At 49.5% G+C, this 25,728-nt stretch carries 19 protein-coding genes; 15 read left to right on the top strand and 4 right to left on the bottom strand.

The annotated features are described in order from the left end of the window. Positions 1–20 precede the first annotated feature (20 nt). The 11 genes from CEK71_RS02775 (at position 21) to folP (ending at position 11,337) form a co-directional block, all read left to right on the top strand. Positions 21–845 (top strand): undecaprenyl-diphosphate phosphatase, encoded by an 825-nt coding sequence (locus CEK71_RS02775; RefSeq protein ID WP_088617956.1) that lies wholly within the window; start codon positions 21–23, stop codon positions 843–845. Then, the gene (gene tilS, locus CEK71_RS02770; RefSeq protein ID WP_088617955.1) at positions 833–2,185 is read left to right on the top strand and encodes a tRNA lysidine(34) synthetase TilS; all 1,353 of its coding nucleotides are present in this window, start codon (positions 833–835) and stop codon (positions 2,183–2,185) included. Before CEK71_RS02775 ends, tilS begins: the two co-directional genes overlap by 13 nt. A 57-nt stretch (positions 2,186–2,242) precedes the next feature. Continuing rightward, entirely contained in the window at positions 2,243–3,889 is a 1,647-nt protein-coding gene (locus tag CEK71_RS02765; protein WP_088617954.1) for a CTP synthase, read from the top strand. Positions 3,890–3,933: 44 nt separating this feature from the next. Further along, complete coding sequence (locus CEK71_RS02760; protein WP_088617953.1) at positions 3,934–4,410, top strand: Uma2 family endonuclease; 477 nt, start codon at positions 3,934–3,936, stop codon at positions 4,408–4,410. 285 nt (positions 4,411–4,695) lie between these two features. Beyond that, on the top strand, positions 4,696–5,529 hold the full coding sequence (gene kdsA / locus CEK71_RS02755) for a 3-deoxy-8-phosphooctulonate synthase (RefSeq protein ID WP_088617952.1): 834 nt from the start codon (positions 4,696–4,698) through the stop codon (positions 5,527–5,529). A 10-nt stretch (positions 5,530–5,539) separates the two neighbouring features. Next, the gene (locus CEK71_RS02750; RefSeq protein WP_088617951.1) at positions 5,540–6,148 is read left to right on the top strand and encodes a Uma2 family endonuclease; all 609 of its coding nucleotides are present in this window, start codon (positions 5,540–5,542) and stop codon (positions 6,146–6,148) included. Between the two features lie 55 nt (positions 6,149–6,203). After that, on the top strand, positions 6,204–7,421 hold the full coding sequence (locus CEK71_RS02745; RefSeq protein WP_088617950.1) for an AAA family ATPase: 1,218 nt from the start codon (positions 6,204–6,206) through the stop codon (positions 7,419–7,421). Then, entirely contained in the window at positions 7,418–8,302 is an 885-nt protein-coding gene (locus CEK71_RS02740) for a DUF4435 domain-containing protein (protein WP_088617949.1), read from the top strand. The genes CEK71_RS02745 and CEK71_RS02740 overlap by 4 nt, the downstream gene beginning before the upstream one ends. A gap of 64 nt (positions 8,303–8,366) precedes the next feature. Next, a complete protein-coding gene (gene eno / locus CEK71_RS02735; RefSeq protein WP_088617948.1) occupies positions 8,367–9,647 on the top strand; it encodes a phosphopyruvate hydratase in 1,281 nt (426 codons plus the stop codon). Between the two features lie 214 nt (positions 9,648–9,861). Continuing rightward, a complete protein-coding gene (locus tag CEK71_RS02730) occupies positions 9,862–10,134 on the top strand; it encodes a septum formation initiator family protein (protein WP_088617947.1) in 273 nt (90 codons plus the stop codon). Between the two features lie 387 nt (positions 10,135–10,521). After that, on the top strand, positions 10,522–11,337 hold the full coding sequence (folP, locus tag CEK71_RS02720; protein ID WP_088617945.1) for a dihydropteroate synthase: 816 nt from the start codon (positions 10,522–10,524) through the stop codon (positions 11,335–11,337). Between the two features lie 234 nt (positions 11,338–11,571). Here folP and CEK71_RS02715 read toward each other — a convergent pair whose 3' ends face one another. The 3 genes from CEK71_RS02715 to CEK71_RS02705 form a co-directional block, all read right to left on the bottom strand. Further along, entirely contained in the window at positions 11,572–11,901 is a 330-nt protein-coding gene (locus CEK71_RS02715; protein ID WP_088617944.1) for a helix-turn-helix domain-containing protein, read from the bottom strand. Between the two features lie 147 nt (positions 11,902–12,048). Continuing rightward, entirely contained in the window at positions 12,049–13,962 is a 1,914-nt protein-coding gene (locus tag CEK71_RS02710) for a proton-conducting transporter transmembrane domain-containing protein (RefSeq protein ID WP_088617943.1), read from the bottom strand. Further along, positions 13,959–16,622 (bottom strand): YbcC family protein, encoded by a 2,664-nt coding sequence (locus CEK71_RS02705; RefSeq protein ID WP_088617942.1) that lies wholly within the window; start codon positions 16,620–16,622, stop codon positions 13,959–13,961. The genes CEK71_RS02710 and CEK71_RS02705 overlap by 4 nt, the downstream gene beginning before the upstream one ends. 392 nt (positions 16,623–17,014) lie before the next feature. Here CEK71_RS02705 and CEK71_RS02700 point away from each other — a divergent pair, with 392 nt between their 5' ends. Then, complete coding sequence (locus tag CEK71_RS02700; RefSeq protein WP_088617941.1) at positions 17,015–18,814, top strand: tetratricopeptide repeat protein; 1,800 nt, start codon at positions 17,015–17,017, stop codon at positions 18,812–18,814. Between the two features lie 23 nt (positions 18,815–18,837). Here the strand turns inward: CEK71_RS02700 and CEK71_RS02695 are convergent, their stop codons facing one another. After that, positions 18,838–19,869, bottom strand: coding sequence for a hypothetical protein (locus CEK71_RS02695; RefSeq protein ID WP_088617940.1), 1,032 nt, complete (start codon positions 19,867–19,869; stop codon positions 18,838–18,840). Positions 19,870–20,408: 539 nt separating this feature from the next. Between CEK71_RS02695 and CEK71_RS02690 the strand changes: the two genes are divergently transcribed. The 3 genes from CEK71_RS02690 to fusA all read left to right on the top strand — a co-directional run bounded on the left by CEK71_RS02690 (position 20,409) and on the right by fusA (position 25,595). Further along, on the top strand, positions 20,409–21,641 hold the full coding sequence (locus tag CEK71_RS02690; RefSeq protein WP_088621480.1) for a multifunctional CCA addition/repair protein: 1,233 nt from the start codon (positions 20,409–20,411) through the stop codon (positions 21,639–21,641). 312 nt (positions 21,642–21,953) lie between these two features. Further along, positions 21,954–22,436 carry a YajQ family cyclic di-GMP-binding protein gene (locus tag CEK71_RS02680; RefSeq protein ID WP_088621479.1) on the top strand — a complete coding sequence of 161 codons (483 nt, stop codon included), beginning with the start codon at positions 21,954–21,956 and terminating at the stop codon, positions 22,434–22,436. 1,071 nt (positions 22,437–23,507) lie between these two features. Further along, entirely contained in the window at positions 23,508–25,595 is a 2,088-nt protein-coding gene (gene fusA / locus CEK71_RS02670) for an elongation factor G (RefSeq protein ID WP_088617938.1), read from the top strand. Positions 25,596–25,728 lie beyond the last annotated feature (133 nt).

Raw genomic sequence — 25,728 nt, 5'->3', positions numbered from 1 at the left:
ACTTTCTACCCACGTTAATTATGGATCTCATACTACTGATTAAAGCTTTTATTTTAGGCATTGTTGAAGGATTAACCGAATTTTTGCCGATTTCCAGCACCGGACATTTAATCTTGGTGGGCGATTTGCTCAATATGAACGATGAGAAAGGCAAGGTTTTTGCCATTGCTGTCCAAGTTGGGGCCATTCTGGCGGTATGCTGGGAATATCGCCGAAAAATCGCCACGGTGGTGATGGGTTTGCCTAGCCAAAAATCGGCACAAAAATTCACTTTAAATTTGGCGATTGCTTTTATGCCGTTGGCGGTTCTGGGATTGCTGTTCGGTAAAATCATCAAAGCCGAGCTGTTTAAGCCCGTGCCGGTCGCCTTGGCGTTTATTGTCGGGGCGTTGGTGATTATCTGGGCAGAAAAGCGTCAGCATAATATCCGCGTCCAAGAAGTTGAAGATTTAAGCTGGCTGGATGCTTTGAAATTAGGCTTGGCGCAAGCCTTCGCGCTGATTCCCGGCACGTCTCGGTCAGGGGCGACGATTATCGGCGGCTTACTGTTTGGCTTGTCACGCAAGGCGGCGACCGAGTTCTCGTTTTTTCTGGCGATCCCCACGTTACTCTTGGCGAGCGCTTATGATGTTTATAAACACCGTGAACTGTTCGATTTGGCGACCGATGCACCGCCGTTTGCAGTGGGGTTTATTGCTGCGTTTATCAGCGCGTTAATCGCCATCAAAGCTTTGTTGCGTTATATCAGTCACCACGATTTTATCGTCTTTGCTTGGTACCGCATTGTCTTTGGTTTGGTGGTGCTGGCAACCGCGTATAGCGGCTTGGTGCAGTGGTCGGCTTAACGCCTGAGCTGATTATCGCCGCCTTAGCGCCAACCCCGCGCACTGCGCGTCTTGTTATCGGCTATAGCGGCGGGGTCGATTCGCATGTGCTGCTGCACTTGGCGGCGGCTGTGCCGCTGTTGCGCGAACGGATCACGGCGGTGTATGTGCATCATGGCTTGCAGGCGCAAGCCGGGCAGTGGGCGGCGCATTGTCAGCAAACCGCCGCGCACTTGGCGGTGGGGTTTCAGGTGCTGCACGTCAACGCCCAGCCCCAGCCCGGCGAAAGCCCCGAAGAAGCGGCCAGAAATGCCCGTTACACAGCTTTAAAGGCCTTATTGGCTAAGGATGACGTGTTAATGGTCGCCCAGCACCGTGAAGACCAATTGGAAACGGTGTTGTTGCAATTGTTTCGTGGCGGCGGTTTGCGCGGCTTGTCGGGGATGCCCGAACGCATGGCGTTTGGGGAGGGGGTTTTAGTCAGGCCGTTACTGGCGGTCGCCAAACAGGCGATTGCCGATTATGCGCGTGGGCATGGCTTAGTGTGGGTGGAAGACCCCAGCAACCAGCATAGCGATTATGACCGCAATTTTTTGCGTAACGAGATTGTGCCGTTAGTAAAGCGTCGCTGGCCCGCCTTGGATAAAACCGTGGCGCGGAGTGCCGGGCATTGCGCCGAAGCCGAAGCGGTATTAAGTGACCTCGCTGGCCGCTTGGCAGCACCCGTGTTTAACCCCGCTGACCAGACCTTAACGATTAGCCGCTTATTGGCCTATAGCGAGGCTGAGCAAAAGTGGGTCATCCGCCATTGGTTGCAATATTTACAGCTTAAAATGCCCTCCCAGAATCTTCTGGCGCGTCTGCAAACCGAAGTGCTGGCGGCACGTCCCGATGCCTCGCCTGTCGTAGCGACCGCCGATTATTGCCTACGCCGTTATCAAGATAAGCTGTATTGTTTGCCCCCCCATAGCCTGAGCTTGGCAACAGGCGTATGGCCACACGACCAAGCGGCTTTTGTGCTGAATGCCCGGCAATGTTTGCAGTGTGTGCCTGCTTCTACAGGCATTGCCCTAACGGTTTGGCAACAGAGCTGTGTCGAGGTGCGGGCGCGGCAAGGCGGGGAAAAAATCCGTTTGCCGCATCGGCAAGGGCGGCATAGTTTGAAGAAATTATTCCAAGAGGCGGGGATACCGCCGTGGGAGCGCGAGTTGGTGCCGTTGGTTTATCTGGATGGGCAACTGGCGGCGGTGGGGGGGTATTGGCTGGCTGCGGAGTTTTATTGCCAGTCAGAAAATGCCTGTCTGCGTATTTGTCTATCAAAACTCCCGAAAGCCCATGACGAAATGGCCTTTGTCGATTAAAATGCTCACTATTTATTCGTTTGTCCTCCGTTCTCTTCTGAAGACCTTATTATTTACATGACCAAATACATATTCATTACTGGTGGTGTCGTTTCATCGCTGGGCAAAGGCATTGCCGCTTCCTCTCTCGCGGCTATTCTTGAAGCGCGGGGCCTTAAGGTCACGATGACCAAGCTTGACCCTTATATTAATGTTGATCCCGGCACGATGAGCCCATTTCAGCATGGTGAGGTGTTCGTTACCGAAGACGGCGCGGAAACGGATTTGGACTTGGGGCATTATGAGCGTTTCCTTAAAACGACGATGACCAAGAAGAACAATTTCACGACGGGTCAGGTCTATGACAATGTGTTGCGCCGGGAGCGCAAAGGCGAGTATCTGGGCGCGACTGTGCAGGTGATTCCGCATATCACCGATGAAATTAAGGCCCGCATCTATCACAGTGCCGAGGGCATGGATGTGGCGTTGATTGAGGTCGGCGGTACGGTCGGTGACATTGAGTCGCTGCCGTTTTTGGAAGCCATCCGGCAAATGCGTTTTGATTTGGGGGCTGACCGCGCCTTGTTTATCCATTTGACGCTGGTGCCGTATATCCGTTCGGCGGGGGAAATCAAAACTAAGCCGACCCAACATTCGGTTAAGGAATTGCGCAGTATCGGTATCCAACCGGATATTTTGATTTGCCGTTCTGAGCAGCCGGTGCCGGTCAGTGAGCGGCGTAAAATCGCTTTGTTCACTAACGTTGAAGAAAAGGCGGTCATTTGCGCGGTGGATGCCGATTCGATTTACCGTATCCCCATTTTGCTGCATGACCAAGGTCTGGATGATATTGTCGTCAATAAGCTGCGTTTGGATGTGCCGCCTGCCGATTTGACCGAATGGCATAAGGTGCTGGATGCGTTGGCTAATCCGGTCGATAGCGTCAATATTGCTATTGTCGGCAAATATGTTGACCATTCGGATGCCTATAAGTCGCTGAATGAGGCTTTGATCCATGCGGGTATCCGTACGCGCACTAAGGTCAATATCGTTTATATTGATTCTGAGGTGATTGAAGATGAAGGTGTCGCCAGGCTGAAAGAGGTTGATGCCATTTTGGTGCCGGGCGGGTTTGGTGAGCGTGGGGTCGAAGGCAAAATTGCGACTGTCCGGTATGCGCGTGAGAACAATATCCCGTATCTGGGTATTTGTTTGGGTATGCAAGCGGCGGTTATTGAATTCGCCCGCGATGTCGCCGGGTTAGAAGGGGCGCACAGCACCGAGTTTTTGCCTAAATCGCCGCATCCGGTCATCGGCCTGATTACCGAATGGATGGAGGAGAGTGGGAAATTGGTCACGCGTGACGAAAATTCCGATTTGGGTGGCTCTATGCGTTTGGGCGGTCAGCAGTGCCGCTTACAACATGATACCTTGGCGTATAGTCTGTATCAAAAAGATGTGATTACTGAGCGCCACCGCCACCGTTATGAGTTTAATAACCAGTATTTTGAGAAGCTGGAAAAAGCTGGGATGCGTTTTTCGGGTAAGTCGATAGATGGGCGTTTGGTTGAGGTGGTTGAGATACCGGAACATCCGTGGTTTTTGGCTTGCCAGTTCCATCCTGAGTTTACTTCGACACCGCGTAAAGGCCATCCGTTATTCTCTGGTTTTGTCTCGGCGGCGGTGCGTTACAGTCTGATGAAGAACGAACCGGCTTACCGATAAGCGGCTTGGCCGGCCTATTGCAGGTATCTAGGAGCAACGGCACTATGAATTGGCAAGAAGTTTGTGATCACCCCAGTTTAAGGGATTTGCCTTTTAAGATTGAGTTGGACGAGTATGGTCGGGTTATTATGTGTCCTGTAAAGCTTTATCATTCTATTTTGCAAGGTGAAATAGAATTCTTATTGCGTTGTCTGCTAAAAGAAGGGAAAACACTCCCCGAATGCGCGATTAAAACCAGCAAAGGCACGAAAGTTGCCGATGTCGCGTGGGTATCGTTAGGCTTGTTGGCAAAAATTAAAGGTGAAACTGAGGCTTCTATTGCCCCAGAAATTTGCGTGGAAATCATTTCCGCCAGTAACACGGCAAGGGAAATGGCGGAAAAACGGCAATTGTATTTTGAGGCGGGTGCGCAAGAGGTTTGGATGTGCGATGAAAAAGGCGCAATGAGCTTTTTTAATGCCGACTATCCGCTGCTACATTCTGTATTGGTGCCGCAGTTTCCTGAAAAAATTGACGTATGATGGATTAATGATAAGCCTGTCGCCGATATTGGGGACGGATATAGGGTTCGCCACCAAGCAAGCGCCGACCTGAATGTTGGTACACACTGCCAGAGGCCATCGTGCAAAGGCTAAAGACCTTTGCACTCCACTCGGCCGCCCAATTAGTGGGTGTATCTATAAGGCGGTTCCGTGCTTATTTCCTGACCTCGCCATCGGCTTGACCGGAGTCTTTGGCCTGTGGGCGTACGAATAATGCCATCACTGGCTTAACGGTTACTATTTTACATAACAACGAGAAAATTCATGCAATTATGTGGCTTTGAAGTCGGTTTAAACCAACCCTTATTTTTAATCGCCGGCCCGTGTGTGATTGAGAGTGAGCAATTGGCGTTGGATACGGCGGGTTTCTTAAAAGAAATCACAACGGCGTTAAACATTCCGTTTATTTATAAATCGTCATTTGATAAGGCTAACCGTTCATCGCATGAAAGCTTCCGTGGCTTGGGTGTGGAGCGCGGTTTGGAGATTTTGGCGAAAGTGAAACAGCAAATCGGTGTGCCTGTGTTGACCGATGTCCACGAAGACACGCCGTTGGCGGAAGTCGCCAGTGTGGTGGATGTGATGCAGACCCCGGCGTTTTTATGCCGCCAAACCAATTTTATCCAAGCGGTTGCCGCCCAAGGCATTCCGGTCAATATCAAAAAAGGCCAGTTTCTTGCCCCGTGGGATATGGTGCATGTGGCGAATAAGGCCAAAGCGGCGGGTAACCAGCAGATTATGGTGTGCGAGCGGGGCGTGTCGTTTGGCTACAATAATTTAGTCTCGGATATGCGCTCTTTGGCGGCGATGCGCGATACCGATTGCCCGGTGGTGTTTGATGCCACGCATTCGGTGCAATTGCCCGGCGGTCAAGGTACGTCATCGGGCGGTCAACGCGAATTTGTCCCTGTGTTGGCGAGGGCGGCTGTGGCGGTTGGGATTGCCGGGCTGTTTATGGAAACCCATCCTAACCCTGCCGAAGCGAAAAGCGACGGCCCGAATTCTTGGCCTTTACACCGGATGCGCGAGTTATTGGAAACGCTGATGCTGTTGGATCAAGCCGTGAAAAGCCAGCCTTTGATTGAAACGACCTTATAGGGAGTGAGTTATGCCTGCCATCACCGAATTGTCACAGCTAGACTTAAACGCCAGTTACAGTTATGCCGATTATTTGACGTGGCAGTTTGACGAGGCCGTGGAGCTGATTAAAGGCAAAATATCGTTGATGTGTCCGGCACCGAATGTCAAACATCAACGGATTTCATGGCGATTAAATGGCGCATTATTTAATTATTTTGAAAGCAAGCCCTGTCAGGCCTTCGCTGCGCCGTTTGATGTCCGTCTTTACGACCGCCGCAAATCGCTGTTAGCCGATAAGGAAGTGACCACGGTGGTGCAGCCGGATATTTGTGTGATTTGCGATGGCAGCAAGTTGGATGAGCAAGGTTGCAACGGCGCACCCGATTGGATTATTGAAATTTTATCCAAGGGCAATTCTAAGAAGGAAGTCAAAACTAAACACGCGCTCTATGCCGAAAGCGGTGTCAAGGAGTATTGGCTGGTGTTTCCTTATGAGGAGGTTATCAGCCAGTTTGTTTTGGATGACGGGGCGCAACAATACCGCTTGCTGAACAGTTATGCGGGTGACGATAAGGCGGTGTCTTATTTGTTTCCTGATTTGGCGGTGGATTTGGCGGTGTTGTTTAAAGAGCTTTGAAAAATGATGCTTTCGGAGTTGCCCAGAACACCACTGGCTAAATTTGGGGTGCAAAATGGCTGATTCAGCGCGTATAAAATCTGTTTCTGTTACGGGTTTATTTCATCAATATGATCACCATATTGAGTTTAACCAAGAAGAGCGTATCACTATTTTGCATGGCATCAATGGGGTTGGTAAGACGACTGTGTTGCGCATGATCAATAGCTTATTTACATTCCGGTTTGTGGATTTCTACGAAATACCTTTTCTTTGTTTTATTGTTGAGAAGCTGAATGGAGACTTGATTAGGCTTGAAAAGCCAGTACAGAAAGGTCATTATTTAATGCTGTTTATTAATGAGGAAAAAATAGATTCTGTAGCGTTATATCCACTAATAAAACCTGATCATAAATTGGCTGCGTTAATATCAGCTCTTAGAAAAATGGATGTTGATAATAGTGTTGCAAGCAATGTTTGTGTAGATGGAAGGCTTGTTATACGGCTAGGACATTTGCCAATCCAATTCATTGAAGCTTCTCGGCTTATACGCACAGAAAAACAGGATGAGGGGTTTCAGCAGAAAGAAGTTATCATCCATACCGTAAAAATATATGCCACTGAGTTACAGCAAGCCATTAAATCGGTAATGGCGGATTATGCCAAGAAAACCCAAGAATTGGAGCAGACGTTTCCGTTCCGGCTATTAAAAACGACTGTGCATTACAGCGATGAGCAGTTAAAAGCCCATTTCAATACCCTGCAAGATACGCGGCAGAAATTAAGGGCTATAGGCCTGTTACCAATAAGTGATGCTGGAAATTTGGATGCCGCCTCTATTGATAGCTTAGAAGCCCAGCACAGAGCGGTGATGGATCTTTATGTCAAAGACAGTGAGGAAAAACTAGAGGTTTTAGCCCCGTTGAGCCAGAAAATTCAGCTGTTGCTGGACATCATCAACAGCAAGTTTCAGGGCAAAGAACTGCGTATTGACGAACAGCAAGGCCTGGTGGTTATCGGCAAGGAAGGCGAAATTGATCTTGCCCTGTTGTCGTCAGGTGAGCAACACGAATTGGTGATGTTTTACGACCTGATTTTTAAAGTCGAACCGGATACCTTGGTGATGATTGATGAGCCTGAGCTATCCCTGCATATATCATGGCAGCATAAATTTATTGACGAGTTAAAGAAAATCGTTGAGCAAGCCAAGTTTGATGTGCTTATTGCCACCTATTCGCCGACGATTGTCGGACAAAACTCACATTTGATGGTGGGTTTGGATGTTAATGGATGACTTTATGTTTGCCTGACACCCATAGCCTTGATGCCGCCTTGTTGATGTTTAGGCAAAACCCTGCCTACAAACAGTGCAGTTTTTTGTTTGTCGAAGGGGAGGGGGATGAAAAGTTTTGGAATGGCAGAATTGCCGAAAATTTGTGCTGTATTGTTTTTGTGGTGGCATTTGCACAAAATAATCTTAGAAAAACAGGTAAAATAGCGGTTATTGAGAATATCCGCGCATTAAATGCCAGTAGAAGCGCGATAGATGGCCATTTAGGCTTGATCGATAATGATTATGATAGCTTGGCGTGTCTGCCTAGGGATAATAATCTCTGTGTAACCGATACCCATGATTTGGAAACCTTGTTGTTACGTTCGCCTGCGGTTTTTAGAAAAATATTGGCGGAATTTGGTGATAGCCAATGTATCGCGGCGTTTGAGCAACAAATAAATAAGCCGATACAAGCGCATTTGCTGGCCTTGGCGTTGCCGTTTGCGCACCTGGAATGGTTTAAGCAACATACCCTGCCTAGTTTGGAGCTTAAAGATTTACATAAAAATGACACCGTCTTAATTCGGCAGGCATGGCGTGTAGAGCTTTTCCAGCTTTATGCGGTGGCAAGCAGGAAAGGCATAGCGGCCACTGAAGAACATTTGCTTAACGATACGGCTCAGTGTGATCCTTGGTTATGGTGCAACGGCCACACCCTGTTGGAGATATTGGCTATTGGTTTCCAGCATAGTGCATTAGGCAACAACAAAAAGGCTACCTCCGATAGTATAGCCAATTACCTGCGCGGGGCAATAGAAACAGCAGAGCTGTATCAAACCGAACTGGGGCAAGCTATTTTTCATTGGCAAGCCGAGCATCCGCCTTATCGGATAGTCAATTAATTTTTACCCCCTAAATGCAACCCCCTGTTGCTTTTTATTTTTAACCTTTGGAGCCATTCAAAACATGAGCAAAATCGTAGACATTAAAGCCAGAGAAATTTTAGACTCTCGTGGCAACCCCACTTTAGAAGCCGATGTCATTCTGGAATCAGGCGTTATCGGCAGTGCGATGGTGCCATCGGGCGCGTCCACTGGCGAGCGTGAAGCGATTGAATTGCGTGACGGCGACAAAGCCCGCTTTTTGGGTAAAGGTGTGTTGAATGCGGTCAATAACGTCAGAACCGAAATCCGTGATGCGATTATCGGTAAAGAAGTAAGTGACCAAGCGGACATTGATAACACGATGATCGCGCTGGACGGCACGGACACGAAAGCCCGTTTGGGTGCAAACGCCATGTTGGCGGTCTCTATGGCGGCCGCCCATGCCGCTGCGAAAGAAGCGGGTGTGCCGTTATATCGCCACCTGAACAAAACCGGCAAGTTTGTGTTGCCAGTGCCAATGATGAACATTATCAACGGCGGTTCACACGCTGACAACAGCGTCGACCTGCAAGAATTTATGATTTTGCCTGTCGGCGCACCGACTTTCCGCGAAGCGATCCGTTACGGCGCGGAAGTGTTCCATAACCTGAGCAAAGTGTTAAAGTCTAAAGGCTTGGCGACGACTGTCGGTGATGAAGGCGGTTTTGCCCCTAACTTGTCATCTAACGAAGAAGCGATCAGTGTTATCCTGCAAGCGATTGAGCAAGCTGGCTATAAACCTGGCGTGGATATTTTCTTAGGTCTGGATGCCGCCGCGTCTGAATATTATGCCGATGGCATTTACAACTTGGCTTCTGAAAGCAAAACTTATACGTCAGCAGAAATGGCTGATTTCTTTGTTGATTGGGTCAGCAAATACCCTATCATCAGCATCGAAGACGGTTTTGACGAAAACGATTGGGACGGCTGGAAATTGTTGACCGAAAAATTGGGCGGCAGCATCCAATTGGTCGGTGACGATTTGTTCGTAACTAACCCTGCTATCTTGAAAAAAGGTATCGACCAAAACATTGCTAACTCCATTTTGATTAAAGTTAACCAAATCGGTACTTTGACCGAAACCTTGGCGGCGATTGATATGGCCCATGCGGCGGGTTACACTGCTGTGGTTTCGCACCGTTCCGGCGAAACTGAAGACACCACGATTGCTGATCTGGCCGTTGCTACCGGCACAGGGCAAATCAAGACCGGTTCATTGAGCCGTTCTGACCGTGTTGCTAAATATAACCGCCTGATGAAAATTGAAGAAGAATTGGGTGATTTGGCCGTTTATGCAGGCCGTAGCGCGTTTAAAATGCTCTAATAGCCAGCATATCGGACAATCGGCAATAAGCCGATTGTCTTAGGCGTAAAGTGTAATGGCACGGGTTTCATCTGCTTGAGGGTAGGTGGAGGTCGTGCTAATTTGCCAAAGTCTGGGAGCAGCCTGTCTTATACGCTAGCGTTAGGCGCATAAGACAGGCTGTTCTTATTCAGGCGTAATTTTTGTTGTGGTCTATTCTAAAGGTCGTCCGTTAATGAAGGTTCTGTTCGTTATCATCGTGCTGCTGATTGCGCATTTTCAATACCGTTTATGGGAACCTAAGAATGGCAGTCTTGCGCAATTACAAAATCGTGAACAGGATTTGGAAGAATTGAAGGCGCAGGTTGAAGAAAAGAAACAGCGTAATGAGGCACTTTACGCGGAAGTTGAAGATTTACGCAAAGGCCAAGAGGCCTTAGAAGAACGCGCCCGGGATGAATTGGGTATGATCCGCGCGGATGAGACCTTTTTTCAGGTCTTGGAATAGGTGGCCGGAGGGCTTGGCTAAGCTAGCGGCTTAGCTTATCCCACAGGAACTTCCGCTGGTCGTCGAAGGCTGGACGGTTAATCCGCCCATGGTTCGACGGGGCTTTCCTGAGCTTGCCGAAGGGCTCACCACGAACGGATTAACCGAAAACTTGGCCGTTCAGAGTAGATTTTCCGGAACCTAACAAGTCCAGCCCCTTTGCCAGATAAGGGTTTTTCGACAGTATTCTGGGATGTTCGCCGCCATGTATCCCGCTCCGCGCTGTGTTTTTAAGCGCAGGTAATCCCCCTGCTTCTATCCTTTCTCGTTCCCCGAACCGAACCTTGCCGAATGTCGGCGTGACTGACAATAAAGCCATTATTATCGCTAGCATAGGAGCTTGCCGTTATGTTCAACCCATTTTATAAGCCGCTCATCATGGGGATTTTAAATGTTACCCCTGACAGTTTTTCCGATGGTGGCCGTTATAGCGATATAGCCAGTGCGGTTCAACAAGTGGAAAAGATGCTCGCCGAAGGGGTGGATATAATTGATGTGGGTGGTGAATCGACCCGCCCAGGGGCGGAGCTGGTGGCGGCGGACGAACAGATCCGCCGCGTGGTGCCGGTGATTACGGCTATCCGCGAGTTTACCGATACCCTGATTAGTATCGACACCACTTCCAGCAAAGTCGCTAGTGCGGCTTTGGTAGCGGGGGCAAATATGATTAACGATGTGTCGGGCGGGCGGCAGGATACCGATATGTTTGCTGTAGCCGCCGCCGCCGCTGTGCCGATTATTATTATGCACAGCCAAGATACGCCGAAAACTATGCAGGATAGCCCTTATTATGAAGATGTGGTGCGCGAGGTGCTGGAGGCGTTGCAAGAACGTATCGAGACGGCCTTACATGCGGGTATTAAAAAAGATAATATTGCTATCGACCCTGGCATAGGCTTCGGCAAACGCAAGCAGGATAACCTTGATTTGCTGGCGCATTTGGATGTCTTTGTGGCGTTAGGTTTTCCGGTGTTATTGGGGACTAGCCGCAAACGCTTTATGGGCAGTATTTGCGAAGTGGCGGAACCTACCGAATTGGTCACCGCCACCGCCGTGACGACAGCCTTAGGGGTGATGGCGGGGGTAAAAATGTTCCGCGTCCATGATGTTAAAGAAAACCGTCAGGCGGCGGATGTCGCGTGGGCAATCAGGCAGTGTAGCTGAGCGTATTGGCTAACAGCCACCCTTCGACAAGCTCAGGGCGGACGGTTAGTCCTAAAACCGAAAACTTGACCGTTTGAGGTATCGGTGGTCATTGCGCCTCAGCGTGTTCAACCCCACCCCAGTCCTCCTTTTCGCAGGGTGGGGAGCGAATGGCTTCCCCGTCGTAGAGGCGAAAATTAGGAGACCCTATGGGGGGAGGCAGTACTTTCCGATTTAGCACGTTCCTGAGAGGCTTTAGGCGGTGCTGGCGTGGCTTTCCGAATAGCTTTGATGGGGCTGATGAGCAGAGGGGCTCGCAGCGGTTTTTCGGCTAGTAGGGGAAATTCCGCCGGTATGCCGATACAATAGGCTTTCGTGACCCCATTCGTTGTAGCTATGTACCCAACCCATGACAGTTTGGTGGTTCCGGCCTGTCTCGCGGCTGATTTGGGTCGCGTTTTTGCCTTGGCTAATTTCAAACAGTGCCAAAAACCGCTCGCGTGTCCGTGGATGTTCGCTGTTCAGGGCAAGGTTGCGCAAAAATTCCGGGGATTGCCCCCATTTCTCGTAATTTATGGCTAGCATTTTCTAGTCCGGCTCCTATGATTTCTAAAGAAAACAGCCTGCCCAATCCGTGTGCCGCCACCATGCCAGACATGGGAATGGTGGCGGCTACCGATAGGTTTGTGGAGACCCACGACGCGTAACAAGGCTTCGTGGGTTACAGACGGCTTACTTATCTGATTTAAAAATAGCCTGCAAGGCGGTGATTTCCGTATGGTTACAGATTTCGGTAGGACGGCCCATGCACAAGCGTAAGAACACCCGTGCCGCCGCAATACCGTTGATGACGAAAGAAATGGCGATTAACGCCGCTATCCAGGCGAATTCGCTACTGGCATGGTACAACAATAAGTCTTCGCCGATAAAGGCGGGGGTAATCGGAAAGCCCACCAAACCCAAAAAGCTTAAAAACAACAGCAAAGCCAAGCTAGGGTGGGTTTCTGACATGGCACGGTAAGCAAAAGGCGCGTCGGCAAAGCGTTCTTTACCCGGCAGTTTGCTTAATACGATCAGACCTAATAACCATGAAGGCACTATGCCTGTCATAAACAGCAGGATGTCGAATTGGGCGCTAGGTTGCAGCAACCATACCGATGTCGCCGCTAACAGGCAACTCATTGCCACCGCATTCCAAACGTGGATAAAGCTATGTTTTTGGCTAAAGGCACTGAGCGAGGCTAAAACCATTGCCAAGGCGACCGGAATGGCCAGATAGGTGCTCTCCAGCCAACCTAAGCCGACCAATGCGCCAAACAGGGCGCATACGCCTGTGCCGACCGCCGCTTTCTGCCACAGTTTAGAGCGGTTGATGGTGGCACCGATATTTTTCAAGGGTTCCCATAACACTGAGCGGACTAAGCGCTCCAGATTACCTTCTTGTAAGGCAAAGACGTATAAGGTGTTTTGCAGCACTTCGGGTAAGGTATCACGCACCGAAACGGGAAAACGCGCCTGCATGGCAGTGGTTTTAAAGCCCATATCGGTATCCATAGCCCCTTCCACCCGCAGCATGTGGGCGACAATAGAGGGCGAAACCAATAACTGGTAGCAACGCAAAAAGGCATTGCCTAAAAAGTGCAGCAACACCAAAGTCTCTAAGCCTAAGGCCAGTTCCATAAACATAATGCCGACTTGGGTGATGGAGGCATAAGCGATCTGACCTTTGATATTCGATTGGGTCTTTTCGGAAATGCTCGCCACCAGTACGGTTATCAGGCCGATGCCAAAGACCATCAGGCGGGTGATGATGTGGTAGCTCCAAATCGGGGTGGTGCGCAATAATAAGAACACACCCAAATGCACGGATAAAGCCCCGTAGAAAATCGCGCTGGAGGGTGTAGGCCCTTCCATGGCCCTAGGCAACCAAAAACAAAACGGGAATTGCGCCGATTTGCCGCAAGCGGCGATAAAAATCAGCAAAGACATCAGCATTAAGGCCGGATAGCTGGCGGGCGAGGGGGCGGTATGTTCAAACAATACCGACAATTGGCTGAAATGGTCGCTGCCATGGAACAGCAAATGGCTCATCCACGCGCCCAGCAACAGGCCAATATCGCAAAAACGGTACACGGTATACGCGCGTAAGGCGTTGCGCACGGGCTGGATGCGGTGGCGGTAAAAGGCGATCAATAAGAACGACGAAATGCCGACAATTTCCCAACCGGCGAACAGCATGTCGATAGAGCCCGCCAGAATGACCATGTTCAGGCCAAACGCAAAGCCGAAAATGGTCAGAAAAAAGCGTTTATAGCCGGATTCACGGTGCAGATAGTACCGGCAATAGCGGACGATAATCGAGAAAATCACCCAAATGGCGAATAGGTAGGCGGCACCTATGCCATCGAGGAAAAATAGGATAGGAAACTCGTAGCTGCCGTGTGCGTAAAGCTCGAACCATTCAAATTCGTAATCGGCAAAGCCGTGCATACCCCAAGTGACCAGTAATGCCAGAATGCTCAAACCCAGCGCGTGGGTTACCCAAAAGCTGAGGGCAGCAATGGTCTTTTCCGTTTTGCCAAACAAGGCAATCAACAACAAGCCCGCCAACGGTAAAAACTGGCAGGTTAATAACAAGACATTCATGATGCTCTCCGCAATTGATGGACCGGAATCGTGGCTTTTTGCCCTTGGGTAATCGTTTCCGAATAAGCGGCGGACGGTATGTCGGTCTGTTCAGAAAAATCCACAGCTTCCCAACCCGTGCTGAAATAATAGGATAATTCACGGCTGTCGGGATGGCAGGCCACCAACCGCACCCAATCATTATCCAGCCATTCCATTAAGGACGCGCCTAATTTGGCGAAGGCCTTATCCAGCACTGGCGTGGTTTGCTCAATTACAATCAGCAAGCGGGCCGGTTCGTGGACTTCAATCATTTGCGACGGTAAGCCGGTACGCAAATCGCCTTCCACGCCGTTGGCGACCCCCAGCAGGCCGATGACGTTATGCGGTAACTTGGTGCCCGCCCCATAAATCGAATTGTCGATGCGCGAGAACAGATACTCCAAATTGATGCCGCCGCAGACCGGAATAATGGCCGAGAGGATTTTGACAATCAGCACCCCTTCGGGGTCGGAAGCCGGATTGTATGAATGCAAAAACGCCCGGCGGTCCATAAACAGGTCTTGCGTCAAGCTGCGGCGGCCAACAATGCTGTACAAATTATTGGAGTGGTTCAGCTCAGGGCGTGGTTCAAAGATAGAGGTGGCGCGGGCAATCACATGGTCGTGGGCTTCTTTGCGCGCTTGCGATTGCGGCTCGGTCTTAAACAGGCGGTAACGTTCCAAGGCATTGCTTTCCAGTGCTTCTTTTGGCAGGGCTTGTGGCCCTAATTCAAACCAGCGGCAACGCTCCAGGGCATTTTTATCTAAAGCTTCCTGCATGGCTTGCTGGAACACCGCCAATTTGTCGATAGCCGCTTGCGAATACAAGTGTTTATCAAAATAAGTGATTTCATCACGGCTGGTATTGTGCAAGGCGGGGACAAAATAAGTGCTGTCGGGGATATCGATACCCCGCTCGCTTAAGATGGCCCGGACATTGGCATGGTTGGCCATCCAGGCAAATGCCCGCGCATTGGGTGCACCCGGCTTACCTGAGCAGGCGCCGCAATCGTAAGCGGCAAAATGCGGATTGTTGGTGCTGCTGGAACCGTGCGCGACAATCACGACTAAGGGCGCAAAATTTTGGGTCAGGCCAATATTGCGTAACAGCCCTTCGATTTTGTCGGCCATTTCCGGGAAAGAAAAGCCCAGCATCTGCCCGTCTTCGGTCGGTTCGTCGGTTTCGCGCAACAGATGCAAATGGGTATGGGCATCGCTGACTTCACTGAGTTTTTTGATTTTCAGCAATTGTGAACCTGGGCGGAACACATCCCAAGCCATCCGGGCGGCGTAAGCCATGCCTAAAAATTGTGTGACCAGCAGGCTGCGTAACAGCGAATGGCGGTTAATATGCAGATTGGAAAGCTCGGCGTTGACTTTGGGTTTTGGCGCTTCCGGTTTCAGGTTCGATTCTAAAATCAGATGCTTGGGGCTAATAATATTGGGGCATTGTGCCACCGGGTAGGCATCGTCAAAGCCTTGGTAAAGAAAGTCGATACCAAAAAAACCGGCGGCTCCAAAAGTCTCAATACCTGTATGAGTTTCTTCCAAGTGCCGGCGTAAGGAGCATTCGCGGTCATCAATACAAAAAAAGGCTTGGGCGACCGGGGCGGATTTGTCCGCTTCGGCAGGTTCGGTCGGTTTTAAGGCCGCCAACAGTTCGGCATGGAGCGAAAATTCCATCGCCTCGTGCCAGATTTTCAGGCGCAAGGGGATGGTGATTTTTTCTTCATAATCGCTGAGCAGCAGAAAATCACCGGAATTTGGCAAGTCACTGATTTTTATGGCCCGTCCGGCGAATTTTTTCTGGACGACGGCAAGTTCTGCCATCAGTTCGACGGCAAACATTTCTTTTAAAGAAATTTGGCGGCGTTGCAGCAAAATTTTGGGGTCTAGCTCAATCAGCCGCACCATACCTGCCCAACCAGGATGGGACAGCAGCAACTCCAGCAGATATTGCTCATACAGGGCTTCGTCGCCGACGATGGCCTCAAGACAGCTTAAAATCACTTCTTCGGGGTCAAGGTCTAATAAACCGACCACGCTGGCTTCGTTGAAAGGATATAGCGGGATAAAGCTATTTTGCGCCAGCCTTTGCACACATTGCCAAAAACTTTCGCCGGGTTTTGCCAGTGTCCAACGGCTAATGCCTTGGTCAAGAAAATTAGCCAGCAGCCGGAATATGATCGGATGTACTAAAGAATTTAAGTCAACTTCCAAATGGGTCAGCCAACGGTTGCGGATACCGTGGTTAGCCAACGATACAGGCGGATAGTGGACGCTATCGTCGGCGATAAACAGCCGTTCGCGTAAAGCTTGTGCGCCCGATTCGCTACACTCGGAGTGGGCGATGGCCCAGTCGATAGCGAAATCTTTAATCCGCCCGTCTCGGTATAACTGCTGGTAGTCGGCTAAAGGCAAATAACTGCGTGCGCCAAACACTTTTGCCGCAATCGCCACGCCTTTGTGGAAAGGATGGTGTTGCACGGCATGTAAGGTGTTGTGGTGGATAAAATCTTTAATCGGCCCTTGGGTGGGCAACCAGTGGGCGATGTTGTCGATAGCAGTATCAAGATCAAACGGCCCTTCGCCGATTGGCGAAGTATGATGCTGGATCGAGTAAGAAGGTGTGGCTGTCATCGCATGAAACCTGCAAAGTGAAGCGGAATTGCTATAAACCTTAGATAAGCATAATGTGTGCCTGAATTTAAGCTATTGATTGTTATATTTGTTTTTTAGAAACCTGATAGCTATTGGTGGTATTGCCCCTATTGGCGGTTTATTTCAACCAAATGTGGTGGTTGCTGGCATTAAGGCGGGTGATTTGGCGTGGTGTCAGGCAAGGCCTGATGGGATGGCGCTAAGAATTAAGCGGCGTTAAATTAAGCTGAGCCACCTTGTTGATTTTTACGGTTAAGGCCTATACTGTTAGCTGTAACGTCAACACGAGATTTAATTTATGTCAGCTATGACTGCGCGACCGTCTAAAAAAATTTTCAATCGCTATTGTGCGATGAAATAGGGGACTGATAATGGTCTTGACGCTGGCCGAAGAAGAGCAGTGGCAGGAATTTAGCCGTCATGTCGAATGGGCGGAGCGGTTTTGCCTGATTATCTTGTTTGTTGAAGACGCGCTGCTGGCAGGGCAGTTCCTGCAACGCTTGCAGAACCAACTGCAAGGCCAAGTCTCTAGCTTGCATATTCTTAAGCCCTCGCGCCCTGAAAGCTTAGTCGCTGATATTTTTGAGGATTTACGGCGTTGTTTAGTGCCGCATACCATCGTGCCGTGCTGGCTGGAATTGCATCAACACCGCTCGCCGGAATGGCAACGGGCTTTGGATAATTTTTTCGCCCGTTTTAATGAAAACCGCGACCGTATCCGCCGTGACTATCCGTGTCCCTTTATCATCCTTTTACCTGTAGCGTACAAAAGCCGCTTGCGGGAAATAGCCCCTGATTTATGGTCGGTCAGAAACTATACCGCTCAATTGCGACTTAGCCAACAGGCACCAGTTCGGCGTAGTTATCATGAGTATGTCACGCCCAAATCCGGCGCAACACCGTTAACAGTGAGCGAACAGGCCTTAATGAGACCGGAAATCCGTGAATGGCAGCGGGTGCAGTATCTGGAGATGGCGGATAATGAGCTGTTTTTGGTGACGATAGATGCATTTGATGCGGCCTTAGAGTCTGGGCAATGGGCGTTGGCTGAGGGTCTAGCCCAGCAATTGCTTACTCTTAGCCATAAGATACTGGCCAATGAAGGCGAAACGGCCTCGGCTTTGCGTAAGCTGGGTATCGCTTTAGATGGATTGGGGAATATAGAAAAAACAATGGGGCGTTATGATGCCGCTTATCAAGCTTATGTCAGCTGTTTACAGATTGACCGCGAATTAACCACAAATGCCAATCCCCAAATATTGCGGGATTTAAGTGTCTCGTTGGGCAAAGTAGCCGATGTTGATAGTATTTTAGGTCGTTATGATGCCGCTTATAAGGGTTATGCCGAAAGCTTGCAGATTTGCCGAGGGTTAAAGGATTGCTTGGGCGATAGCCCCCAAGCATTGCGGGATTTAAGTGTCTTGTTAAACAAAGTGGCTGATATTGATAAGATATTAGGCCGCTATGATGCCGCCTATAAGGACTATGCCGAAAGTTTGCAGATTCGCCGAGATTTAAAGGATCGCTTTGGCGAGTCCCCTAACATGTTGCGGGATTTAAGCGTCTCATTAAACAATATTGCTGATATTGATAAGATTTTAGGCTGTTATGATGCCGCCTATAAGGGTTATGCCGAAAGCTTGCAGATTTGCCGTGGGGTAAGGGATAGTTTGGGCGATACTCCCGAAGTGTTGCAGGATTTAAGCGTCTCATTAGACAGAGTTGCCGATATTGATAAGATTTTAGGTCGGTATGATGTCGCCTATAAAGGCTATGCCGAAAGCTTGCAGATTCGCCGAGGGTTAAAGGATAGTTTAGGTGAAACTCCCGAAATGTTGCGGGATCTAAGCGTCTCACTAGAAAAAGTGGCCGATATTGATAGTATCTTGAACCGTTACGAGATCGCCTATAAGGGTTACACTGAAAACTTACGGATTTGCCGAGAGCTAAAAAATAGGCTTCGGGCAACACCTCAAATTCTCCGGGATTTAAGCATTGCTCTTGAAAAACAGGCGGATTGTCTGTGTCGTTTAGGACGTGACGGACAGGCCTTAGCGGCATATCAGGAATGTTTGCCTTTATTGGAGCGCTTGCAAGCTGCGCTCAGTTACGATGAGTATTCAGAACGCATTGCCAAGATAAAACAAGCGATTGCCGATTTAGATAAGTAAAGTTGGCCTATCATGGCATCTGTTCAATTGCCGTCCACCATCATCGGCTGAAAGCTAAATACGTTCGGGTTGCTGGCATCCATTTGCACTTGCACCCAATGTAAATTAGGGCTACCGAAGGTTTCGACGCGGGTGAGGTTTTTGAGCAGATGGGCAGAATCGGCTAGGGGCTTGTCCACTTTATAAAAATGGGTGTCGCCATGTGCCAGCACCACTTGGCCGTTAAAGGCTTTGGTTTCGGCAATTAAGGCGGCCAGAAACGCATCATAACCATCAAAGCCTGCTTTTTGCCGCTCGTTTTCCGTGTCGGTTTCAGGCAGGTCAAAACCGGGGTCGGCTTGGATGATGACCATGAGGCCGACCGCCTCTTGTTGGCGGGCAATGGCGAAGGATGCGCGTAAAAACGCGATATTGGCGGCATCACGGGCGCGGTATTCGGCGTTGTCGGCAGTACAATCGGCTTCGGTTCTGGCACTTTTGGGGTTAAGGCAATGCCCGTCATGGACTTTGTTATTATTGCTGCCGGGCATATTGAGGCCGACAAAGACCACACTGCCTTGTTGCCAGCGGACGTTTTCCGCATACAGTCCGCCCGCCGCGCCTTGGCGTTGCAGGGGGATTTTGTTTTGCCCAAAGCTAAAGCCGTCGGCGAATAAGGTTTTGCGCAGATAATCCAGCCGCTCTAGGGCGTTATAGCCGCCATTATTGCGGCGGTGGCAGTCCGTCCATTCATTATCGCCCGGCACATAAACGGTAGGTGCTTGGAGTTTGTTAAATAAGGTTTGGACTTCTAGGCCAATCGCGCTGTCGGTGCAAAGGGAGGCGCCGTCTTTGGTGTCGCGGTCATAAACCGTAAACGCCAAGTGCGCCGAGTTCATGCTGGCAAGCAAGCGGGTCATTTTCTCGCCGTCTTTCGCCCCGTCACCGTTGCGGGTATAGGGCATGTCGCCCCAGAGTGCGAAGCTATAGGTATTGGGGGCTTTGACTTGGCAACTGGTGGCGATTATCAGTAGCGTAATGGCTAGGGCAGGGCGGGGGATTGTGGGCTTAGTCATGGCGGCTAATGGGTAGCAACGGTGCTGGGGTATCGGATTATTTGGCCAGCAGCGCTGGTTTAGCCTGTTGCCAGTCTACTATTCCAAATAGTATGGGCTATGAGTCGCCAGCTTTTCTTCGGTTAGGCTGAGTTCTGCTTCATACCAGGACAAATTGGCTGGGGTGCTTTCATCTGCAAGCAAATCTTCTCACAAGCGGATAAGCTATGTAGTTCATCTAAAGTTTATCATTGCTTTCGCCTATAGTTTATAGGGCGTTAAAAAATTTAACAGCCCAGCCCCTTGCCTTGTGGAAGTTTTCTATCATATTGACACGATAAGACAAAATAAATGCCAAAATCCCAGTTAGCGGGAGTGTGTGCTTTGTCCGGTTAATCCGGGTTTTACAAGAATTTTACCACCTTTTTCTATCCGTCCGGCATCCGTTATAATGGCGGTTTTCAGGCGGTGGGTGGGTTTATAAGGCGGTTGGGTGCATCCTGATCGTTGCCGCCTATGCTATGCTACTGCCAACTCTTTATAATCTGTTAAAGTTAATTATGGAAATATATCTCGTCGGCGGTGCGGTGCGTGATAAATTGCTTAACCTGCCTGTGACCGAGCGCGATTGGGTAGTGTTGGGCGAAACGCCGGACAGTTTGCTTAAGCAAGGATTCCGGCCAGTGGGCAAGGATTTTCCGGTGTTTTTGCATCCCGACACCCAAGAAGAATACGCGCTGGCGCGGACGGAGCGCAAAACCACGCATGGCTATAAGGGCTTTAGTGTTTACACTGCGCCGGATGTGACTTTGGAAGAAGATTTGATCCGCCGTGATTTGACCATTAATGCGATGGCGATGACTCCCGACGGTCGGGTGATAGACCCGTATCATGGCCAGCGTGATTTGCAGCAACGGGTGTTCCGCCATGTTTCGCCCGCATTTGCCGAAGATCCGGTGCGGATTTTGCGGGTGGCGCGGTTCGCCGCCCGTTACAGCACGTTAGGCTTCACTTTGGCCCCGGAAACCTGCGAGCTGATGCAGGCGATGGTGGCGGCAGGGGAGGTGGATTATCTGGTCTCTGAGCGGGTGTGGGCGGAGTTGTTTAAGGCGTTGAACGAAACCACCCCGGCGGCGTTTTTTACTACCTTAAAAGCCTGCGGGGCATTAGCGCGGATTTTCCCTGAGTTGGATAACCTGTTCGGGGTGCCTCAGCCGCCCAAGCATCATCCCGAAATTGATACGGGGGTGCATAGCCTGATGTGTTTGGAGCAGGCGGCTTTGTTGTCGCCTAGCCCTGAGGTGCGCTTTGCGGCTTTGGTGCATGATTTGGGCAAGGCTTTGTCGCCGAAAGAAGACTTGCCGCACCACAACGGCCATGAGGCTAATGGCCTGCCGCTGTTAGAAGCGATGTGTACGCGGCTGCGCATTCCTAACGGCTTTAAGGCCTTGGCGCAACAAGTGATGCAATACCATACCCATTGCCATAGGGCGGCGGATTTGCGGCCAGGGACGTTGACCGACACGCTGGCGGCTTTGGGGGCGTTTAAGCCCGCCAATGCCTTGGAGAGTTTTTTATTGGCCTGTGAGGCGGACGCGCGTGGGCGCACGGGCTTTGAAAACCGTCCATATCCACAAGCGGGCTTGTTCCGCGCTGCCGCCAAGGCGGCGGTGTCGGTGGATATTTCGGCGATTGTCGGCGGTACATTGCAAGGGGCGCAAATCGGCGAGGCGATACGCCAATTGAGGATCCGGGCGGTGACTGAAGCTATCCGGGCTTATGCTTTGTTGTAAAATGCTTCACTGACGTTACGTAGTAACGTGCTTTACTCCCGTTTGCCGCGCCGAGCATCGCAGGTTTTGTCGGGATAAGCCCGAAGGGGCGCGGCAGGGATGCCGCGCGTCGGCAAGTGGGCAGGAGCCCACTTTGCCGACCCCCGACAAAACCGAGAAGCGCAGGATCAAGCGGCAATCGGGCCGCCTTTTCTTTGGATACTTTCTTTTGGCGGAGCAAAAGAAAGTATCTCGCCTTCGGGTGCGAGAACCCGATTAAAAAGTCGTCGCGACAGCGACTCATTAGTTTTTAATCTATTTGAAGTTAATGCTATGCCCTCTTTTGATATTGTTTCTGAATTTGATAAACATGAGTTAAAAAACGCGGTCGATCAGGCCAGCAAAGAAGTGGATACCCGCTTTGATTTTAAAGGCACGGATTCGTCGGTGACGTTAACCGATGAGAAAATTGTCATGGTGTCGGAGTCTAACTTCCAGTTACAGCAGATTTTTAGCATCGTCTGCGCCAAACTCAGCCGACGCGGGATTGATATTGCTTGTATGGAACTTGGCGATGCCAAAGGCAGTGGTAAAGCCATGCGCCAAGAAATCACTTTAAAGCAAGGCCTAGATTCGGCGATGGCGAAAAAAATCGTCAAATTGATTAAGGACAAGAAACTGAAAGTGCAAGCGGCGATTCAAGGCGAGCAAGTGCGGGTAACCGGAAAAAAACGCGATGATTTGCAGGAGGTTATTCAGATGCTGCGTGACGAGAAGCTGGAAGTGCCGTTGCAGTTTGAGAATTTTCGGGAGTGACGGACGCGCAGTCCAGACAAGGTGGCCTGTACGGTGGATTTTTGTGCGGGGCATGGTCTATTGTTGTGCATAAAGTCGGCATAGTATGCCCCTTTGTTTGGCTAAGTGTTGCCTTTAAACGCTTGGAGGCTAGGGGGCTGCTATTTTTGTGATATACCTCACAAAAATATTGCATTTTAAGATAAACGGGGTTAGTCGTCTTGGTGATTTGCCCACAGCAAAAATCAAGCACTTAAGCGGAGCTTGCCGATCCGCCATCTATTGCCATATATAATATAACTCTATGATAAATAAAAATAATAAAATTGGCTTATATTTATACAATTTAACAAAACTGTAACAAAAACCGCCATTAAGCGTTAATTTTTACAAGTAATCCACAGAGTTATCCACAGGTTTTGTGTATAACTTTTTTAGCGGCCACTGTTTGCCGCCGCCAGCGGCTATTCTTGCCCCAAACTGGGTCAAGAAAAAAATGTAGGGCTTTTTAGGCGAACGGTTTTGATTCAACAATAGTTGCCCACAGAAAAAATCAAAGACTTGGCGTGTGTTCACAGATAAGCCCATGATAATTTTTTGTAAATGCAACTGATTGATATTTCTTATTTTTATGAGATTGATCGATATTTGTACAATCTGACAAAACACTAATAAAAACCGTGCTTAACCCGTAAAGCCGACATTTTGTCCACAAAGTTATCCACAGCTTTTGTGTATAACTTTTATGGCCGATTAGGTGCGGATAAATGCCGCTGTTAACGGCAATTTACGCCTGTTTATAAGCCCTGTTAATGGTTTCCTGTATTTTTGTCCGCGTTTTAGGTTAAAATAGGCGGCTTTCAAAGCTGGACGTATGAGAAGCAACGGTGACTTTAAAAACGCTATCTCATTGGCTTTGGACGACTGCATCTGGCCTGCGCATTTCTCGATGCAATGGTGTCTTAAGCGTCACCTACAAGGCTGTGGTTATGGTTGTCCATTAGTCCCAGTCCGAACCAAGCCCTCTTGAGTTTTAAGGTTCATGAGTGGTCACCCAAAAGTTTTTTATGCCCAACCTTTCAGAGTAAACACATGACAGAATTATCGCATTACAGAAATATCGGTATTTTCGCGCACGTCGATGCCGGTAAAACCACTACCACCGAGCGGATTTTAAAGCTCACCGGTAAAATTCATAAAATCGGTGAAGTGCACGACGGTGCGACCACCACTGACTTTATGGATCAAGAACGTGAACGTGGTATTACCATCCAATCAGCGGCAACCACTTGTTTCTGGAAAGACTACCGTTTCAATATCATTGATACTCCGGGTCACGTTGACTTTACTATTGAAGTATATCGTTCTTTAAAGGTATTGGACGGCGGTATTGGCGTGTTCTGCGGTTCTGGCGGTGTCGAACCCCAATCTGAAACCAACTGGCGTTATGCGAACGATTCGAAAGTATCGCGGGTTATTTATATCAACAAGTTAGACCGTATTGGTGCTGACTTCTACCGCGTTGTTAAGCAAGTAGAAGAAGTATTGGGCGCTAAACCTATTGTTATGACATTGCCTATAGGCCGTGAAGATGAATTCGTCGGCGTGGTCGATGTGTTAACTCGCCAAGCGTGGATCTGGGATGATTCTGGGGATCCAATGAACTACACCATCCAAGACATTCCTGCCGATATGGTTAAGGATGCCGAAATGTGGCGCGAAAAGCTGATTGATTCGGTTGCCGACCAAGACGACGATGTCATGGAAAGATATCTGGAAGGCGAAGAGCCGACTATCGAAGAAATTAAAATGTGCTTGCGTAGAGGCACTATTAAGATGGACTTCTTCCCGACTTTCTGCGGTTCATCTTTCAAAAATAAAGGTGTGCAGTTGGTTCTGGACGGTGTGGTTGATTATCTGCCTTGCCCAACCGAAGTTCAGCCACAGCCTGAAGTGGATTTGGAAGGTAACCCGACTGGGGAATTTGCTACTGTGGATGCTAGCAAACCCTTACGCGCTTTGGCGTTTAAGATTATGGACGACCGTTTCGGTGCGTTGACTTTCTTGCGCATCTATTGCGGTAAATTGGAAAAAGGCACCTCGGTGCTGAACACATTTACCGGTAAAACTGAGCGTATTGGCCGTATCGTCGAAATGCACGCCGATACGCGTAATGAGTTGGAATCTGCGCAAGCGGGCGACATTGTTGCCGTATTGGGTATGAAAAACATCCAAACTGGCCATACCTTGTGTGACCCTAAGTTCCCTGCGACATTGGAGCCTATGGTATTCCCTGATCCTGTTATTTCGTTGGCGATTTCGCCTAAAGATAAGGCCGGTTCAGAAAAAATGGGTATTGCTTTAGGTAAGATGATCCAAGAAGATCCGTCTTTCCACGTTGAAACTGACGAAGACAGCGGCGAAACCATTCTGAAAGGTATGGGCGAACTGCATTTGGATATTAAGGTTGATATTTTAAGACGTACGCACGGCGTTGACGTTCTTGTCGGTAAACCACAAGTTGCGTACCGTGAAACGATCACCAAAGCGATTGAAGACGATTATACCCACAAGAAACAATCCGGCGGTTCCGGCCAATACGCGAAAATCAACTATAAAATCGAGCCAGGCGAGCCAGGTAGCGGTTTTGTGTTTGAATCAGCGGTAACGGGCGGTAACGTGCCACGCGAATACTGGCCTGCGGTGGAAAAAGGCTTTAAGAGTATGCTTGATAAAGGCGTACTGGCTGGCTTCCCTTGCTTGGATTTGAAAGTCATTCTGACAGACGGCGGTTTCCACGCGGTTGACTCCTCATCCATCGCTTTCGAAATCGCGGCAAAAGCGGCGTTCCGCCAATCAATCCCTAAAGCGGGCCCGCAATTGATTGAACCAATTATGAAAGTGGACACGTTCACCCCTGAATCTCATGTCGGTGACGTGATCGGTGACCTTAACCGTCGCCGTGGTATGATCAGATCACAAGATCCAGGCATCACCGGTGTGCGCATTAAGTCTGATGTGCCGTTGAGCGAAATGTTCGGCTACATCGGCGATTTGCGTACTATGACCTCGGGCCGTGGCCAGTTCTCTATGGAGTTCTCGCACTACATGCCATGTCCGAAAAACGTCGCTGACGAAGTGATTAAAGAAGTCAACGAACGCAACAAAGCAAAAGGCTAATTGGTCTTAGGTGGCCGGGCGGCTAATTCCGCCCGGCTATCGCTTTTTTACAATCTCCTTGCAGGATTTAGCTAAAATAACCTCCTCCGTGGGCTTGTCGCTCAACAGGGGCGAGTTTATTTTCAGCTAAATT

The organism is Methylovulum psychrotolerans, assembly GCF_002209385.1.
Taxonomy (GTDB): domain Bacteria; phylum Pseudomonadota; class Gammaproteobacteria; order Methylococcales; family Methylomonadaceae; genus Methylovulum; species Methylovulum psychrotolerans.
The sequence above is the reverse complement of the archived record's forward strand: the minus strand, read 5'-3'. Positions and strand labels throughout refer to the sequence as shown.

Coding starts and splice junctions, on each gene's coding strand:
- CEK71_RS02710 (WP_088617943.1), bottom strand. CDS start 13,962: ATGAATGTCTTGTTATTAACCTGCCAGTTTTTACCGTTGGCGGGCTTG.
- CEK71_RS02700 (WP_088617941.1), top strand. CDS start 17,015: ATGGTCTTGACGCTGGCCGAAGAAGAGCAGTGGCAGGAATTTAGCCGT.
- CEK71_RS02775 (WP_088617956.1), top strand. CDS start 21: ATGGATCTCATACTACTGATTAAAGCTTTTATTTTAGGCATTGTTGAA.
- CEK71_RS02695 (WP_088617940.1), bottom strand. CDS start 19,869: ATGACTAAGCCCACAATCCCCCGCCCTGCCCTAGCCATTACGCTACTG.
- CEK71_RS02740 (WP_088617949.1), top strand. CDS start 7,418: ATGACTTTATGTTTGCCTGACACCCATAGCCTTGATGCCGCCTTGTTG.
- CEK71_RS02745 (WP_088617950.1), top strand. CDS start 6,204: ATGGCTGATTCAGCGCGTATAAAATCTGTTTCTGTTACGGGTTTATTT.
- fusA (WP_088617938.1), top strand. CDS start 23,508: ATGACAGAATTATCGCATTACAGAAATATCGGTATTTTCGCGCACGTC.
- CEK71_RS02705 (WP_088617942.1), bottom strand. CDS start 16,622: ATGACAGCCACACCTTCTTACTCGATCCAGCATCATACTTCGCCAATC.
- CEK71_RS02730 (WP_088617947.1), top strand. CDS start 9,862: ATGAAGGTTCTGTTCGTTATCATCGTGCTGCTGATTGCGCATTTTCAA.
- eno (WP_088617948.1), top strand. CDS start 8,367: ATGAGCAAAATCGTAGACATTAAAGCCAGAGAAATTTTAGACTCTCGT.
- CEK71_RS02750 (WP_088617951.1), top strand. CDS start 5,540: ATGCCTGCCATCACCGAATTGTCACAGCTAGACTTAAACGCCAGTTAC.
- CEK71_RS02760 (WP_088617953.1), top strand. CDS start 3,934: ATGAATTGGCAAGAAGTTTGTGATCACCCCAGTTTAAGGGATTTGCCT.
- CEK71_RS02690 (WP_088621480.1), top strand. CDS start 20,409: ATGGAAATATATCTCGTCGGCGGTGCGGTGCGTGATAAATTGCTTAAC.
- CEK71_RS02715 (WP_088617944.1), bottom strand. CDS start 11,901: ATGCTAGCCATAAATTACGAGAAATGGGGGCAATCCCCGGAATTTTTG.
- folP (WP_088617945.1), top strand. CDS start 10,522: ATGTTCAACCCATTTTATAAGCCGCTCATCATGGGGATTTTAAATGTT.
- CEK71_RS02765 (WP_088617954.1), top strand. CDS start 2,243: ATGACCAAATACATATTCATTACTGGTGGTGTCGTTTCATCGCTGGGC.
- kdsA (WP_088617952.1), top strand. CDS start 4,696: ATGCAATTATGTGGCTTTGAAGTCGGTTTAAACCAACCCTTATTTTTA.
- CEK71_RS02680 (WP_088621479.1), top strand. CDS start 21,954: ATGCCCTCTTTTGATATTGTTTCTGAATTTGATAAACATGAGTTAAAA.